This is a genomic window from Thiobaca trueperi (assembly GCF_004342175.1).
GTDB classification, from domain to species: Bacteria; Pseudomonadota; Gammaproteobacteria; order Chromatiales; family Chromatiaceae; genus Thiobaca; species Thiobaca trueperi.
In genome coordinates this window covers 219,294-234,292 of the sequence record NZ_SMAO01000003.1, presented here as the reverse complement: position 1 = coordinate 234,292, position 14,999 = coordinate 219,294, and the positions used below count along the sequence as shown (strand labels likewise).

13 protein-coding genes are annotated in these 14,999 nt (G+C 61.6%); 3 read left to right on the top strand and 10 right to left on the bottom strand.

Annotated features, from left to right (window positions below):
• Positions 1-18: 18 nt before the first annotated feature.
• The 5 genes from EDC35_RS06895 to EDC35_RS18495 form a co-directional block, all read right to left on the bottom strand.
• Positions 19-1,656, bottom strand: coding sequence for an ATP-binding protein (locus tag EDC35_RS06895; protein ID WP_132976511.1), 1,638 nt, complete (start codon positions 1,654-1,656; stop codon positions 19-21).
• A complete protein-coding gene (locus EDC35_RS06890) occupies positions 1,653-2,885 on the bottom strand; it encodes a restriction endonuclease subunit S (protein WP_132976510.1) in 1,233 nt (410 codons plus the stop codon). The genes EDC35_RS06895 and EDC35_RS06890 overlap by 4 nt, the downstream gene beginning before the upstream one ends.
• 124 nt (positions 2,886-3,009) lie before the next feature.
• Positions 3,010-3,459 carry an REP-associated tyrosine transposase gene (locus EDC35_RS06885; protein ID WP_132976509.1) on the bottom strand — a complete coding sequence of 150 codons (450 nt, stop codon included), beginning with the start codon at positions 3,457-3,459 and terminating at the stop codon, positions 3,010-3,012.
• An 85-nt stretch (positions 3,460-3,544) separates the two neighbouring features.
• Positions 3,545-5,677 (bottom strand): type I restriction-modification system subunit M, encoded by a 2,133-nt coding sequence (locus tag EDC35_RS06880; RefSeq protein ID WP_132976508.1) that lies wholly within the window; start codon positions 5,675-5,677, stop codon positions 3,545-3,547.
• A gap of 13 nt (positions 5,678-5,690) precedes the next feature.
• Complete coding sequence (locus tag EDC35_RS18495) at positions 5,691-5,834, bottom strand: hypothetical protein (RefSeq protein WP_165903368.1); 144 nt, start codon at positions 5,832-5,834, stop codon at positions 5,691-5,693.
• A gap of 181 nt (positions 5,835-6,015) precedes the next feature.
• Here EDC35_RS18495 and EDC35_RS06875 point away from each other — a divergent pair, with 181 nt between their 5' ends.
• Positions 6,016-6,714, top strand: a complete 699-nt coding sequence (locus EDC35_RS06875; protein ID WP_132976507.1) for a cytochrome b/b6 domain-containing protein — start codon at positions 6,016-6,018, stop codon at positions 6,712-6,714.
• A gap of 98 nt (positions 6,715-6,812) precedes the next feature.
• Here EDC35_RS06875 and EDC35_RS06870 read toward each other — a convergent pair whose 3' ends face one another.
• Together EDC35_RS06870 and EDC35_RS06865 are read right to left on the bottom strand one after the other, a co-directional pair.
• Positions 6,813-7,868: an ATP-binding protein gene (locus EDC35_RS06870; RefSeq protein WP_132976506.1), complete on the bottom strand. Its 1,056-nt coding sequence runs from the start codon at positions 7,866-7,868 to the stop codon at positions 6,813-6,815.
• Entirely contained in the window at positions 7,865-8,620 is a 756-nt protein-coding gene (locus EDC35_RS06865) for a response regulator (RefSeq protein WP_243651503.1), read from the bottom strand. Before EDC35_RS06865 ends, EDC35_RS06870 begins: the two co-directional genes overlap by 4 nt.
• Before the next feature lie 115 nt (positions 8,621-8,735).
• Here EDC35_RS06865 and EDC35_RS06860 point away from each other — a divergent pair, with 115 nt between their 5' ends.
• Entirely contained in the window at positions 8,736-9,881 is a 1,146-nt protein-coding gene (locus tag EDC35_RS06860; protein WP_132976504.1) for an efflux RND transporter periplasmic adaptor subunit, read from the top strand.
• A gap of 18 nt (positions 9,882-9,899) precedes the next feature.
• Complete coding sequence (locus EDC35_RS06855; protein WP_132976503.1) at positions 9,900-13,052, top strand: efflux RND transporter permease subunit; 3,153 nt, start codon at positions 9,900-9,902, stop codon at positions 13,050-13,052.
• Between the two features lie 133 nt (positions 13,053-13,185).
• On the opposite strand, the gene EDC35_RS06850 is transcribed toward EDC35_RS06855, so the two are convergent.
• The 3 genes from EDC35_RS06850 to EDC35_RS06840 form a co-directional block, all read right to left on the bottom strand.
• Entirely contained in the window at positions 13,186-13,650 is a 465-nt protein-coding gene (locus EDC35_RS06850; RefSeq protein ID WP_132976502.1) for a c-type cytochrome, read from the bottom strand.
• A 225-nt stretch (positions 13,651-13,875) separates the two neighbouring features.
• Entirely contained in the window at positions 13,876-14,358 is a 483-nt protein-coding gene (locus EDC35_RS06845; RefSeq protein WP_132976501.1) for a ClpXP protease specificity-enhancing factor, read from the bottom strand.
• On the bottom strand, positions 14,358-14,993 hold the full coding sequence (locus tag EDC35_RS06840) for a glutathione S-transferase N-terminal domain-containing protein (RefSeq protein ID WP_132976750.1): 636 nt from the start codon (positions 14,991-14,993) through the stop codon (positions 14,358-14,360). Before EDC35_RS06840 ends, EDC35_RS06845 begins: the two co-directional genes overlap by 1 nt.
• Between the last annotated feature and the right edge of the window lie 6 nt (positions 14,994-14,999).

Genomic DNA, 14,999 nt, shown 5'->3' with positions numbered 1-14,999 from the left:
GAGCCAAAGCGCATAGCATCACCCCTGACTGCGCAAGTGGTAACGTGCCCCACCAAGCGTGCCCTCCATCACGACGATATTGGCATCGACAAGTTGCGCCAGAGCACGCTTCAACCGACTCCGCGGAATCTCCGGTCCGATTCGGGAATGGATCTCGCCGATCTGCGACTTTGGGTATCGCTTCAAGTCTTCTCTGACCAATGCCTCCAGTCGATGCGCCTCAATACGCTTCAGAGAGGTCATGCGGGCCAGCCCCGTGCCACGCAGCAGATCCGGCGAAACGAAATACCGGGTTCCTTTGGTGCGTCCGCTGGTTTGAACCAGACCGAACTCGATTAACCGACCCAGCCAAGTCGTCAAGGCATCCACTGGCGTCTCAAGTCCTTCGGCAAGCTCACCTGCCAGCAAGTCGTCCGACTGGGTCAGTATCCCCAAGGTGATGCGCTCGCGCTGCGTCAACTGAAAACGCGCATCGGCTTCGGTCATCAACCGGATGACCTCCGGCTTGAGGATGCGTCGCTGGATGGTCACCTTGACCCAATCCGTGCCTTCCTCGATCAGCGGCGCTGGTCGGCCCTGAGACAACAGCCGGTCGTACATGAGATCGAAGCCGCTGCCCTCGCGCTCCATCAGCTTCAGGTCGTGAAAGATCCGCGCCAGACCTTCGTTGCGGCGACGGCTGGCGTGCAGGATATTGCGCGGGGTGACCCCCAGGGGCAGCCGACCGGGATTGACCACCTCCAGGCGATCCGGATGCAGGTTCAGATAGATGTCGCCCTGCTGGGTGTAAGGCCGATGCACCAGGGCGTTGACCAGCAGCTCGCGCACCACCTTTTCGTCGTAGGCCGGCACGCTATGCCGAAACATCCCCTCCGGGACTTCCTGGCTCTCGCGAAAATCAGAGATCTCCTGCCAGATCGCATCGAGCAGCTCCACGGGTGACAAGGCGCAATCGTCCCACACCCATTTGTTGATCTTCTGTCCCAACCCGTCGTACTTGATCGCCTGCACCAAGGGCGCGGTGCCCAAGGCCCGCCGATCCGTCATGGTGCCGAGCAGCAGGACACCAAGCCGCGTCAGCGTTGCCCCTTGGGCAAGCCCGTAATGGGTCAGCAGCTCATCCGGTCCTTTCTCCTTCACCGATGCCTTGACCCGGTCGGACTCGCGGATCGCCCGCACGAAATCGGTGAACTTGGCGGGATCCGTCGCGGCGCGGACAGCCCCGGCGTCCATCGACTCCCAAGGCCGGCCCGGTCGCTCGTTGGCCAGGCGCAGCACGTCATCCCCCAAGACGGGCTGGCAGGTATCGCCCACCCGCAGGAAATAGCGACCATCCGTGGTCGAGGCGACGCTCGGTGAGCGGTCGACCAGCAGCTCGATGAACTCGGCACCGTTCGCGGCTTGTCGCACGCTGGGCAACGCCTGCACGTTCACCGTCAGCTCGCCGATCCGTTTGCGCAGCCGATCGATCAGTTCCGGTGGAATCCCTTGTCCGGCAGGCGGCTCTGTCTCGTTATCCTCGATCCCGATCAAGAGTCGACCGCCTTGGCTATTGGCGAAGCAGACGCAGTCCTTGGCTATCTCGTCCCAATGCGGGTTCTTGCCGGTGACGGTGCGCAGCGACTTGCGGTCGGTGTGCTGGTCTTCCAGCGTCATACCGCGATCTCGCCGCTCATGAGGCGGGGGAGGAGGAGGTCGCGAGCGGTGCGGAGTCGTTGATTTAACTCGGCAAGTAGCTCACACATCGCTGTCAGTGGCTCTATCTGCTCAACGTAGTGCTGCTGCATGCGCCGAGGTGGGACGAGAACCGGAACAGTCTTGAGAACCGTTGAGTTCAGATTCGGCATTGTCGCGCCCTTTGCCCGGCTCGCGATTGTCCCGGCCGTTTCGGGCGATCCCAAGGCATCGAACAGATACCTCGGGTTAATTCGTTCAGGGTTCGGGCGAATGCGTAAGCAGCCGGTTCCACAGATGTAACCGGACTGTCGCGGGCCAATGAATGCGCGACGGCCCATATCGCCGCGCCGCCCGTAGACCGTGTCTCCGATCATCAACCGATACCGATCTAGCCGCTCGGCGATCTGCTCAGGAATTCGTGCGACTGAATCGAGCGAAATCGTAAAGTTGACAAGGTCTCGCGGCATGATGACTGGGATTCCGTCCTCGGCATAATCGGACTGATGGAGCTGACTACCGAAAGGTCCGGTTTGAATCCCCGTCTCATTTTCACAGAGCGACGCTAGCGGTTTGTGCTCCCATCCTTCCGGCGCACCATCGATAATGCGAGTGTGCTCGTGGCCGGGGAAGCGCAGGCGGACGAACCACTCGCGGTAGAGCTGACGCGCCGCCGCCTCCAGCAGCGCCATCCGGCGGCGGTTGTTTTCGATCAGGTCGTCGTAGGCAGAAAGAACATCAGCGATTCGGCGCTGCTCTGCAACATCGGGAACCGAGAACTTCAGCGCCAGCAACTTGGCTTGGCTCAGGTTATCCTGTGCAGCCCCCTGCGTGTAGGCCCGATATTGCATCTTCAGGGCCGCATCAAACATGTACTTCACAAACAGCGTATCCGCTCTATCTGCATTCGCAATGAAGCCAATAATGCTGTCCGGGAAACATGCTTCGATACCGAGAATTGCAGTTTCCGCGATATTTGCGGCGATGGTGATGCACAAGGTTCCCGGTGGCCAGAGCCTACTTTGCTCAAGCCCTACCTCACTGTACGTCTGCTCGTATTCGGTCAAATAAAGGTTGGCTGCTTTCACGTCCGCAGTCTGTACGAACGGATAAGGGCCGCCATAGAGATGGGAGGCATCACGTGGGCGATGCCGTGAGCGTCCCCGCGAAACCGAACCCAATTCATCAAGACTGCATAAAGACCAACTCACTCGCCTAACTCCTCGAAATTCTCCTGAATCCCTGCCGGCAACGGGGCGAATAAATTCGCCCCTACGGGTTTTGCGGCCTCCACATGGATGACGCCCGGCGTTGTAGGGGCGAATTCATTCGCCCCTACAGCCAGATGGCATCCCATAGGGGGTAATCTCCGATGTATTGGACCAGGCCGGCGCGTAGCGGGTTGCCGATGATGTAGCGCGCGACGGTGCGCAGGTCTTCTTCCCGGCGTAGGGCGTGGTCGTGGAATGCGCGTTGCCAGACTGGCTCGCGCCGATTCAGGAAACGATTGATGGTCAATGCCGAGCGGGCCTTAAAACCCTTCATGGTCTGCGACAAGGTGAGGTCGCTTCCAAGCTGGAACAGCCAGTGAACATGGTCGGGCATGATGACCCAGGCCAACGATGTGACTGTCTTGGCGTCGTTCAGCTCTCGCATCTCTTTCACGACCAGCCTTCCACAGGAAAAATCGCGGAACAAGGGCACGCGGGCCTCGGTGCAAGTCGTGACGTGGTAGACGTGGCCGGAGCAGGAGAAACGTCCTTTCAGTAGGTCGTCGCGTGGCATATGTTGATGTCTGTAGGCTGGTTGGACGGTCTGAACGTCTCGGGGCGAATGAATTCGGGGGAATTCAAGGCGAATGAATTCGCCCCTACAGGATATCCTCAAGATTCGCCTGAATTCTGGCTGCCAATTCAGCCGCCTCGCGATTCAGGTCCGCCAGCTCGATATGGATGTCACGCAGGGTCTGCTCGAAGTCGAAGTCCTCGTCCTCCTCGGTCGGGGCGACGCCGACATAGCGACCCGGCGTCAGGCTCCAGTCGGCGGCGGCGATCTCGGCGCGGGTGACGGCCTTGCAAAGACCCGGCACGGCGACGAATTCGGCATCGGGAAAGCGCTCCTGGAGCCAGACCACCTGGCGATAGAAATAGGCCGCGAGCTTGAGCTGCTCGACGGCGGTCTTGCGCTCGGCATCAAGCGGCTTGAGCGCGCGGGAGAGGATGCGGCGATCGTAGATCGCAGCCGCCGCTTCGTGCGCGCCCGCGAAATCCTGGACCAGTTGCGCGGCGCGGGCGGCGAGCTTATAGAGCAGGTCGATCTGTTTGACCAGACCCTTGACGCGCTCGGCCAGCGGGGTGAAGGTGTGCCGGGCGGCGTGCTGATCCCCGTTGCTGGTGGGCGGCGTCCTAGCTGTCATCGCGACGAATGCCGCCAGAGCGTCGAGCAGGGAGGCGCGGTCGGTCTCGTAGGCGCTCTCGGCCTCCGTCAACTCGGTGAAGGCGTCGATCAGCGGTTGCCGTTGCGCCTCATCAATATCCGCGATGGCGCGGATTCCATCAGCAAAAGCCTTGAGCCCGTCCTCGATCTCGACGAGCCGTTCCTCGAAGGCGAGCACGGCATCTTCGATCAAGGCGATCTCATCGCCGATCCGATCGACATAGCCCGCGACCAGATCCAGGAAACGATGTTGTTGACCCCGGTAGAGCCAGACGATGGCGGTGAGATTGGCGAGCTGCTCCGGGCTGAAATCGTAGATCTTGCGCGTGACCTTCCGGTAGACGTTGCGCGCGTCGATCATCAGCACCTGGTCGCGGCGCTCCTCGGGCTTGCCCCGGTCCAGGTGCCACAGCTCGCAGGGAACGGTGCGGGTGTAAAAGAAGTTGGAGCGGATCGCGATCATCACGTCCACGTCGCCGGTTTCGACCAGCTTGCGGCGTACCGTTGCCTCGCCATGTCCGGCGCTGGACGCCTGGGACGACATGACGAAGCCGGCCCGTCCACGCTCGTTCAGGTAGCTCCAGAAATAGGAGATCCAGAGATAGTTGCCGTTGGAGACGGTTTCCTTCTTCGTCTGCTTGTTCTTCGTGATCCCTGGAAGTCCAAACGGCAGGCGGCAATCGCTCGACACGCGGGACGCATCGACCATGTCGACATTGAAGGGCGGATTCGCCATAGCGAAGTCGCACCGACCGTAGAGACTGTGCACGTCCTCGTAGAAGGTGTTGGCCTCGCGGATGTCGCCCTCCAGGCCATGCACAGCGAGATTCATCTTGGCCAGCCGGATGGTGGTGCCGGTCTTTTCCTGACCGTAGAAGGTCACCCGATGGCTGGTGTCCTGGCCCTGGTCCTCAATGAAGTGGCTGGACTGCACGAACATGCCACCCGAGCCGCAGGCGGGATCGAAGACGATGCCGTGATCGGGCTCGATGACGTTGACGATGGTCTGCACCAGCGAGGGCGGGGTGAAGAATTCGCCATTGTCCTGCGCGCCCTGCATGGCGAATTTCATCAGGAAGTATTCGTAGATGCGCCCAAACACGTCGCCCGAGGCGGTGCGCAAGGCTTCGCTGTCGAAGATGCGCAGCAGGTTTTCGAGCAGGGCAGGGTCGAAACCGTCGTAATCTCTGGGAAGCTGGCCGGCGAGCGATGGGAATTCAGCCTCAATGGCGTGCATGGCGCCCACCAGTGCCGCGCCGAAGTTGGCGTCTTTCGGGAGCCTCAGCAACTCGTCGAACTGCGCCTCCCTCGGCAGCAGCATCGCCCGACGTTTCTTGAAATCGGCTTGGATCAGTGAGCGCTTGGGCATCCGGCCCGCCGCCTGGTCGGCCTCAATAGCAGCCTTGGCAACGTAATAGCGATTGGCGGCGTGACGCAGAAAGATGATGCCGAGCACCGGCATTACGTATTCGCTGGAAGTCAGCTTGGAGTTGGAGCGGAGCTGGTCGGCAGCCTCCCAGAGGCTGGCTTCGATCTGTTCGATGTTGTGAAGGGCGTTCCCTGTCATGCGTTAATCTCGGTTATCTCGGCTGGGTGGCGTCCTTGCGCCCGGTCTGGTTCGGGTCAGGAAGGGCGAGACTCTGCGCTTTCGCATCGTCCAGAAGCAGTGCCTTGATCTCGGCAGTGGCGCGGATGGTGAGGACTTCGTTCTTGGTACGCGCCATGGGACTGTCGCCGTTCAGGTCGTCATGTCAATGTAATGCCATGTCGAAGAGCCGGCAAGCCAAGCGGTTTCAGTCGGGCGGTTATAAACTTTGCGGGAAATCACTTTGACGGACTTGGCTGCAAGCGCCAGCCAGGGCGACACTCCATCATCCTGCTCAATCCAACTTTTGGCACCATGACATGCAAAACAAGCGTATCAAACTCTGGGATCTACCCACCCGCCTGACTCACTGGTTACTCTTTCTCGCGGTCGCGGCAGCCTTCGCCACCGGCCTGATCGGCGGCAACCTGATGGTCTGGCACGGTCGTCTGGGACTTGCGATCATCGGCCTGCTGGCGTTTCGGCTCATCTGGGGGGTGGTTGGTTCGACCTACGCCCGTTTCAGCCAGTTTGTGCGCGGACCGGCGACGATTGTCGCCTATCTGCGCGGGAATTGGCATGGGATCGGCCACAATCCGCTCGGCGCACTGTCGGTGCTGGCCCTGCTCGGGCTCCTGCTGTTCCAGACCCTGAGCGGACTGGTCGCCAATGACGACATCGCCTTCAAGGGGCCGCTCTATGCGCTGGTGTCAGCGGATACCAGCGCCTGGCTCACCGGTCTGCACCGGCAGGCGATCTGGCTCATCGGCATCCTGGTCGCGCTCCATATCGCCGCCATGCTCTTTTATAAATTCGTGCACCGGGACGATCTGATCCGACCGATGCTGACGGGGTACAAGGACGTGACCGACCCGGCGGTCCAATCGGCCAGCGGCGGCGGGATCCTCGCCCTGCTCATCGCGCTGGGCGTGGCCGTCCTTGTGGTCTGGATCGCAGATGGCGGGCTGCTGCCACCGCCACCACCACCCCCGCCACCGGGGTCGGTTCCAAGCTGGTAAGCGGTCAGCTTTCAGTTGCCAGCGATCAGTTTAACGTGCGTTCAGGATCAGGGCAGCGGCTCTTGGGGGCCTTTCAAACCGCTAGTCCTTTTGCGACATCAGCGTTGCGAATTTGGCCAACACACTTCAAAAAGAGTGCCGCCACAAGCTGTTGGGCGGCATGTTGCCTGCCCGCCGTGTGCATGCGCGATTGCGGCAACAACGGTCAGGCCCAGCCCGCTCCCCCCGCGACCTGTATCGGCGGCGCGCCGAAAAGCGGTGAATATGTGCGGTGCAAATTCCTGTGAAATGCCAGGACCATCATCCTCAACACACAGGTAGCACAATCCGTTATCGAGGCGCGTCTGGATCCGTATTGAACCTGGCACAGCATGTCGCCTGGCGTTTTCCAGCAAGGCCAATAGCACTTGACGGATACGAACCGGATCGCACTGGACGCGCCGCCCGGCCAGGTTCAACACGACATGCAGTCCTGCCGCCTGAAGCGCGTCCCCAACGAACTCCACGACAGATCTGACTTCAGCGGAAAGATCGACCTCCTGCACCAGGATGTCGAGATGACCGCTCTCCATCAGGCTGACGATGCGCAGATCCTCGATCAACCGAGACAGTCCTTCGACCTGACTCAGCAGACTGCGGAACCGGGATTCGTCCGGCGTGAAAACGCCTTCAGCCAGGCCCTGCAGGCGTCCGCGCAAGATGGTCACCGGCGTGCGCAGTTCATGGGCGATCGCGGCATTCCAGTATGTCTGCTCTTCGGTCATGCGCTGCAACTTGTCTGCCAGTGCATTGAAGTCGTCGGCCAGCAACGCGGCCTCTCCCAAAGAACGATCACCGGCGACGGCGCGGGCATTGAGATCGCCCTGGGCGACGCGACGGATGCTGTCTGTCACCGAGTTCAGCGGAACCAGGATGCGGCGCGACAGATTGACCGCAACAAAGGCTGCTAGTGTCAAGCACGTCAGGGTAGTGCCGACAATCCACGCCCATTCCGGGCCTGTGGGCACGGCTGATACCTCCGGGATATGCTCCGGCCAGTACGTTTCCCACAGGAAATAGAACGCATAGGACGTCAGCACGACAAACAGTGTTACGCCAAACGCCATCGCCATCATCGACAAGGCGATCTGGCGACTTAAGCCAACGAGTTTCATTCGGCACTCCAGAGTTTATAGCCGACTCCGCGAACGCTAACGGGGATGCCCTTGACAGCCAAATCCTCCAGTTTTCTGCGTAGTTTGCTGATATGACTGTCCACCGTGCGCTCCAGGGTATCGCCCTCTGGCAGACAGGCTGCCAGCAGTTCAGCACGGCTGAAGACCCGCCTGGGCGCGCGCGCCAGTTGTGCGAGCAGATTGAACTCGGTTAGCGTCAGCGCCAGCGTATGGCACTGCCTGCCGATCTGCACCTTGGCCTCATGGTTGTCCAGGTCGATCTCGAACGGCGCCGCACGCAGGACGTGCCGGTCTTCACGACCGCCACATGACATGGAGCGCCGTAGCACCGCCTGCGTCCGTGCCACGACTTCTGCCGGATTGAACGGCTTGACCACATAGTCGTCGGCGCCGATGCGCAGTCCCATCAGCTTGTCGATATCCTGGTCCATCGCCGTCAGCATGATGACGGGAGTGTCGCCGCGGTGGCGGATTTCGGCCAGCACCTTCCAGCCGTCCACCCGTGGCATCTGCACGTCCAGCAACACGAGGTCGGGCTTCAGCGACAGGTGAAGCTCCAGCGCCCGCTGACCGTCGGCGGCATGTACGGTACGCAGGCCACCACGCGCCAGATAGGCGGCAAGGATGTCAGCGATCTCGGGCTCATCCTCAGCAATGAGGATCAAGGCCCGGGCACCTGATTCGGCACCGGACTGTGGCGCGATCACGGACATGACGCCGACTTCAGACATATTCCGCATCTCCATCGAATCTCCATCGTAACGCAGCCGAAACACCAAAAGCTCGATTCATACTGACGGTTGTCTTTGCAGGCACCTGGTGGCCTGGGCTTTTGAAGGAATCTCCATGAAGATCGAACGATTGTGCATAGGCGTCCTGGGGGCCGTCTTGCTGGCCGGCTGTGACCAACCGGAACCGGAAGGCCCGCCCCCGCTGCCTCTGGTTGCCGCTACAACCCTAACAACATCCAGCCTGGAACTGACCGAAGACCTGCCCGGCCGTGTCGCGGCGGTGCGCGTCGCCGAGATCCGTCCGCAGGTCAGCGGAATCGTGCAGAGACGCATGTTCGAGCAAGGCACCGAGGTGCGCGCCGGGCAGCCACTCTTCCAGATCAACCCGGCTCCCTTCCAGGCCGATGCGGACACGGCGGCGGCCACTCTTCAGCGGGCTGAAGCGGCGCTGGCGCGCGCCCAGGTGCAAATGGCACGGCTTCAGCCGCTGGTCAAGACCGATGCGATCAGTCACGAGGTCTACGACGAGGCGACGTCACAGCGCGATCAGGCCGCAGCCGACGTGGCGCAGGCACGTGCCATGCTGGCGCGCCGGCAGCTCGATCTGAAGTTCGCCACGGTGGAAGCGCCAATCTCGGGCCGTATCGATCAGGCACTGGTGACGGAGGGTGCCTTGGTCAACAGCGGTGACAACGACCCAATGGCGCGCGTCCAACAGATCGATCAGGTTTACGTGGACGTGCGGCGTCCAGCGGCGTCGCTCGAAGCCCTGCGCGAAGCGCTGACGACGCAAAAGGCGAATTCCGGCAACGGTTTGCCGGTGACCGTGCTGCGCAGCAATGGCGAGCCCTACGCAACCAAAGGGCACATCCTGTTCTCTGGGGTCAACGTCGATGCCAGCACCGGGGATGTGCTGTTGCGCGTGTTGATGGACAACCCGCAACGGCAATTGCTGCCGGGCATGTTCGTGCGTGCGCGGGTGCCGCACATGAGCTACGCCGATGCGCTGACCATACCGCAACAGGCAGTGGTGCGCGTGGGTGGCCAGCCGCTGGTCTGGATTCTCGATGCGAGCAACCACGCACACCTCAAGTCTGTGGAGCTGGGCGAAATGGTGGACAGACATTATCGCATCCGCGCAGGACTCAGCGCCGGGCAGAAGATCGTGGTCGAGGGAATGGAACGGCTGTCTGACGGCGCTGAAGTGATCGCGCAGGACTGGAAAACGCCTGCTTCCACCCCTGCGGATTCCGCGCACTGAACTGACTGGACTCCTACCATGCCTCAATTCTTCATCCAACGCCCCGTTTTCGCCTGGGTCGTCGCACTGTTCATCATCCTGTTCGGCGCGCTCTCCATTCCGAAGCTGCCGGTCGAGCGCTATCCATCGGTCGCTCCACCGAGCGTGAGTATCTATGCCACATACCCTGGCGCTACGCCACAGACCATGAACGATGGGGTACTCAGCCTCATCGAGCGCGAACTGTCCAGCGTCAAGAACCTGCTGTACTTCGAGTCCTCCTCGGATACCTCCGGCTCAGCCTCGATCACCGCGACATTCAAACCCGGGACGGATCCGGAGATGGCGCAGGTCGATGTACAGAACAAGCTCAAGGCGGTCGAGCCGCGCCTGCCGCAGGCGGTGCGCCAGAATGGTCTGACCGTGGAATCGGCATCGTCCGCGTTCCTGATGATCATCGGTCTGAGGTCCGACGACGGCCGTTTCGACGAGACCACGCTCAGCGACTACCTGGCGCGTAACCTGGTCGAAGAGCTGCGGCGAATCGACGGCGTCGGGCGCGTCCAGTTGTTCGGTTCCGAGCAGGCGATGCGCATCTGGGTCGATCCGGCCAAGCTGATTTCCTACGGCTTGACGATGAACGACCTGTCTTCGGCAATCAGCCAGCAGAACGTCCAGATCGCACCCGGCAGTGTCGGCGCCTCGCCCGTCTTGCCGGGGCAGCGCGTGACGGTGCCGCTCACGGTGCAAGGCCAGTTGACCAACCCCGAGGAGTTCGCGGGCATCGTGCTGCGCGCCAACGCCAGCGGCTCCAAGGTGGTGCTCGGCGACGTGGCGCGGGTCGAACTGGGCGCGCAATCCTACGGCTTCAGCAACCGTGAAGACGGCAAGCCCGCCACCGCAGCGGCCGTGCAGCTCGCGCCGGGTGCCAACGCGGTACGCACCGCAGAGGGCGTGCAGGCGCGCCTGGCCGAGTTGGGCAAGACCCTGCCATCGGGCATGAGCTACTCGATTCCGTTCGATACCGCGCCCTTCGTCAAGATCTCGATCGAGAAGGTCATTCATACGCTGATCGAGGCGATGGTGCTGGTCTTCCTGGTGATGTACCTGTTCCTGCAGAACTGGCGCTACACGCTGATCCCGGCCATCGTGGCGCCGATCGCACTGCTCGGCACATTCGCCATCATGCTGACAGCGGGTTTCTCGATCAATGTGCTCACCATGTTCGGCATGGTACTGGCAATCGGCCTCATCGTGGACGATGCCATCGTGGTGGTGGAGAACGTCGAACGGATCATGGCTCATGAGGGTCTGTCGCCCAAGGATGCAACCTCCAGGGCGATGAAGGAGATCACCGGCGCGGTCATCGGCATCACGCTGGTGCTGACTGCGGTATTCATCCCCATGGCCTTCGCCAGCGGCTCGGTGGGCGTGATCTATCAGCAGTTCACGCTGTCGATGGCGGTGTCCATCCTGTTCTCGGCCTTTCTCGCGCTGACCCTGACACCGGCGCTCTGCGCCACGCTGCTGAAGCCAGTCGATCCGGGACACCACGAGAAGCACGGGTTCTTCGGCTGGTTCAACCGCCGCTTCGACCGAGTGACGCGGGGCTATGCGTTGCGCGTCAGCACGCTGGTGATGCGCACAGGCCGCGTGATGCTGGTGTTCGCCGCAATGGTGGCGGTCCTGGTGCTGGCCTTCCGGCAACTGCCTTCGTCCTTTCTGCCCGAAGAGGACCAGGGCTACTTCATGACCACCATCCAGCTTCCCGCCGACGCGACAGCGGAGCGCACGCTGGACCTGGTGAAGGTCTATGAACAGCACGTGGCGTCGCGTCCGTCGATTCAGTCCAACATGACCGTCGTGGGCTTCGGTTTCTCGGGCTCCGGCACGAATGCGGCGATGGCCTTCACCATGCTGAAGGATTGGGGTGAGCGCAACGGCGCCACAGCCCAGAGCGAAGCGAACCTGGCCCAGCAGGCCATGGCCGGCACCACGGAAGGCACAGTGATGACACTGCTGCCGCCAGCCATCGACGAACTGGGCACCAGTTCCGGCTTCACCCTGCGCTTGCAGGACCGTGCCAACCAGGGCTATGCGGCGCTGAATGCCGCCGAGACCAAGCTGCTCGAACTCGCGGCGCAGAGCAGGATCGTCCGTGACCTGTACCCCGACGGCCTGCCGGCCGGTACCAGCATCCGCCTGGACATCGATCGACAGAAGGCCGAAGCGCTGGGTGTCTCGTTCACCAGCATCAGTGAAACACTGTCCACGGCCATGGGATCGCTGTACGTCAACGACTTCCCCAACGCCGGCCGCATGCAGCAGGTCATCATCCAGGCCGACGCGCCTGCACGTATGCAGATCGACGACGTGCTCAGGCTGTATGTGCGCAACGCCAGCGGCGGCATGGTGCCCTTGTCCGAAGTGGTCAGGCCAGTCTGGAGCGAAACACCGCAGCAGCTCGTGCGCTTCCAGGGCTTTCCGGCTGCACGGATCTCCGGCAATGCGGCGCCGGGTGCGTCCAGCGGCGAAGCCATGGCCGAGATGGAGCGCTTGGCCGCGCAACTGCCAGCCGGCTTCGCGGTGGTCTGGGCCGGTCAATCGCTGCAGGAGCGTGAGTCAGCCGCCCAGGCGCCGATGCTGATGGCGCTATCGCTACTGGTGGTGTTCCTGGTGCTCGCCGCGCTGTATGAAAGCTGGGCCATTCCAGTGTCGGTGATGCTGGTGGTGCCTCTCGGTCTGACGGGCGCGGTGCTCGCGGTACTGCTGCGGGACATGCCCGATGACGTCTTCTTCAAGGTTGGCATGATCACCGTGATCGGCCTGTCGGCCAAGAATGCCATCCTGATCGTCGAGTTCGCCAAGCAACTGCACGAGCAGGGTCAGGGGCTGACGGCGTCTGCGGTAGAGGCCGCTCGGCTGCGCCTGCGCCCGATCCTCATGACCTCACTGGCCTTCGGTCTCGGTGTGGTGCCGCTCATGATGGCCATGGGTGCCAGCGCCGAGACCCAGAACGCCATCGGTACCGGCGTGTTCGGTGGCATGGTCAGCGCGACCCTGCTGGCCATCTTCTTCGTACCCGTCTTCTTCGTGTTCGTGATGGGCCTGCCGGAGCGCTTCGAGGCATGGCGAGCGCCCCGCCAGACAAACCCTGCACTCGTTCAGAAACAGGAGGACCAAACGGCGTGAATTCAAGGGTTCTTAAACAGAACCCGCGTCAGCAACAAATGGACCGCCAAACGGGGCTGGTAGCTGACCGCTCATCAACACAAAGGCCGCCCGTGTGGGCGGCCTTTGTGTTCAGGAACGGCAAAGCGCCAGATCAATCGTCGGCGCGGAACTTCTGATGACAGGCCTTGCAGGTCTTGCCGAGATCGCCGAACGCGGTCTGCACCGCGCTCTGGTCGCCAGTGGCAGCGACCGCGTTCAACTTGTCAGCCGCCGCGACGAAATCGCCTGCCAGCTTTCCGACCTCTTCCATGTTTTGGAAGAGTTCCGGCTTCACATGCGTCTCAGTGTCGCCGACATCCTTATCGGTGCCTGGTCCATAGAGCGCGCCCATGCCCGAGTTGGCGATGGCGGCAATCGCATTGGCTGCTGCGGCGACCTGCGCCTGATTGTAGTCGCGCTCCAGGTTCGCCTTGATCTTGCCCATGTTCCAGCTCATGAAACTGTAGCCGGCCTGGCGATATTGAATCTGCTCTTCAGGCTTGAGTGCGGCGGACGCAGTACTGGCAATGGCAACGGCGAGGATACCGACAGCGGTGCTGGCTAGCGTTCGTTTCATTGACGATCTCCATGTTTGCTTAAACCGCATCCAGTCGCACATGGCGTGTCTCGCATCGGTTTCGCCCCGATCAACACTGACAGGCTCTGCGGCTGACGCGGTTCAAGTGTTTAACATTGCGATAACAGAAGAAATCTGCTTTCTCACGGCCAATCCGCGAGATCGCCGAAATGAGGGCGAACAGTACGGTTTTCAAGGTTTCTGTGGTTTGAGCGAGGCCTTCGATTACTTGACGACCTTCAGCGTTGGCCCGCCTTTCGTCCTGCCTTTGGGCTGACCGGACGGGGCTGGACGTCCCGGACCTGAGTCGCCATCATCAACCGCCCTGAGGGTTGCCCCTGGCGAGGACGCGGCGCCTTCTGCTGCCGACACCGGATAATGCGGTTCCGGAAAGACCATGCCCTGACCGTTTTCGCGGGTGAAGATGCCGATGACCGCCTCGCTCGGCACCAGAATATCCCGCGCCACACCACTGAAGCGGGCATTGAACTCGATCCAGTCATTGCCGATCACGAGCCCGCGCACCGCGCCGGGTGCGATATTGAGCACGAGCCGTCCCTCATCGACGAACTCCATCGGCACGCGCGTATCGGGATAATTGGCGTCCACGACCAGATGGGGCGTCATCTGATTGTCCAGAATCCACTCGTAGATCGCCCGAATCAGATAGGGTTTGCTCGAGGTCATGGCGTTGGCTTCGTTGTTCATCAGGCGACGTCCGCAATCATCTCCTTCTCGGCCTCGGTGAGACTCTGGCGAAAGGCGTCCCAGGCGAAGATCCGTTTTTTGTAGACATTGACCGCCTCGGCCTGTGGCGGCAACTCGATGCCGAGCACCGGCAGACGCCACAGCAGCGGCGCCACACAGCAGTCCACCAGCGAAAATTCCTCGCTCATGAAGAAGGTATGCGCGGCGAAAACCGGCGCGGTCACGATCAGGCTCTCGCGCAATTCCTTGCGTGCCTGAACGACCTCGTCGCCCCGTCCCTTGAGAATACGCCCCATCAACGAATACCAGTCGTGATCGATGCGATACATGAAGAGACGCGCGCTCGCGCGGGAGACCGGATCGACCGGCAGCAGCGGCGGATGGGGGAAGCGTTCGTCGAGATATTCCATGATGATCCGCGACTCGTAGAGACGCAGATCGCGATCAACAAAGGTCGGGACCGTTCCATAGGGATTGAAGTCCATCACCTCATCAGGCAGGGCATTCGCATCGACATCGACGACGTCCACCGCGATCCCTTTTTCAGCGAGCACCATCCTGACCCGATGGCAATAGGGACAAACCGGATCGGAAAATAGCGTCATGAGAGTTCGTCTGTTTGCAGCCACGGCCAGGAGTCC

Excerpts from the sequence above, each read along its gene's own strand:
- EDC35_RS18495 (WP_165903368.1), bottom strand. The coding sequence starts at position 5,834 with ATGGCGCGTACCAAGAACGAAGTCCTCACCATCCGCGCCACTGCCGAG.
- EDC35_RS06870 (WP_132976506.1), bottom strand. The coding sequence starts at position 7,868 with ATGAAACTCGTTGGCTTAAGTCGCCAGATCGCCTTGTCGATGATGGCG.
- EDC35_RS06860 (WP_132976504.1), top strand. The coding sequence starts at position 8,736 with ATGAAGATCGAACGATTGTGCATAGGCGTCCTGGGGGCCGTCTTGCTG.
- EDC35_RS06885 (WP_132976509.1), bottom strand. The coding sequence starts at position 3,459 with ATGCCACGCGACGACCTACTGAAAGGACGTTTCTCCTGCTCCGGCCAC.
- EDC35_RS06875 (WP_132976507.1), top strand. The coding sequence starts at position 6,016 with ATGCAAAACAAGCGTATCAAACTCTGGGATCTACCCACCCGCCTGACT.
- EDC35_RS06845 (WP_132976501.1), bottom strand. The coding sequence starts at position 14,358 with ATGAACAACGAAGCCAACGCCATGACCTCGAGCAAACCCTATCTGATT.
- EDC35_RS06880 (WP_132976508.1), bottom strand. The coding sequence starts at position 5,677 with ATGACAGGGAACGCCCTTCACAACATCGAACAGATCGAAGCCAGCCTC.
- EDC35_RS06850 (WP_132976502.1), bottom strand. The coding sequence starts at position 13,650 with ATGAAACGAACGCTAGCCAGCACCGCTGTCGGTATCCTCGCCGTTGCC.
- EDC35_RS06895 (WP_132976511.1), bottom strand. The coding sequence starts at position 1,656 with ATGACGCTGGAAGACCAGCACACCGACCGCAAGTCGCTGCGCACCGTC.
- EDC35_RS06865 (WP_243651503.1), bottom strand. The coding sequence starts at position 8,620 with ATGTCTGAAGTCGGCGTCATGTCCGTGATCGCGCCACAGTCCGGTGCC.
- EDC35_RS06855 (WP_132976503.1), top strand. The coding sequence starts at position 9,900 with ATGCCTCAATTCTTCATCCAACGCCCCGTTTTCGCCTGGGTCGTCGCA.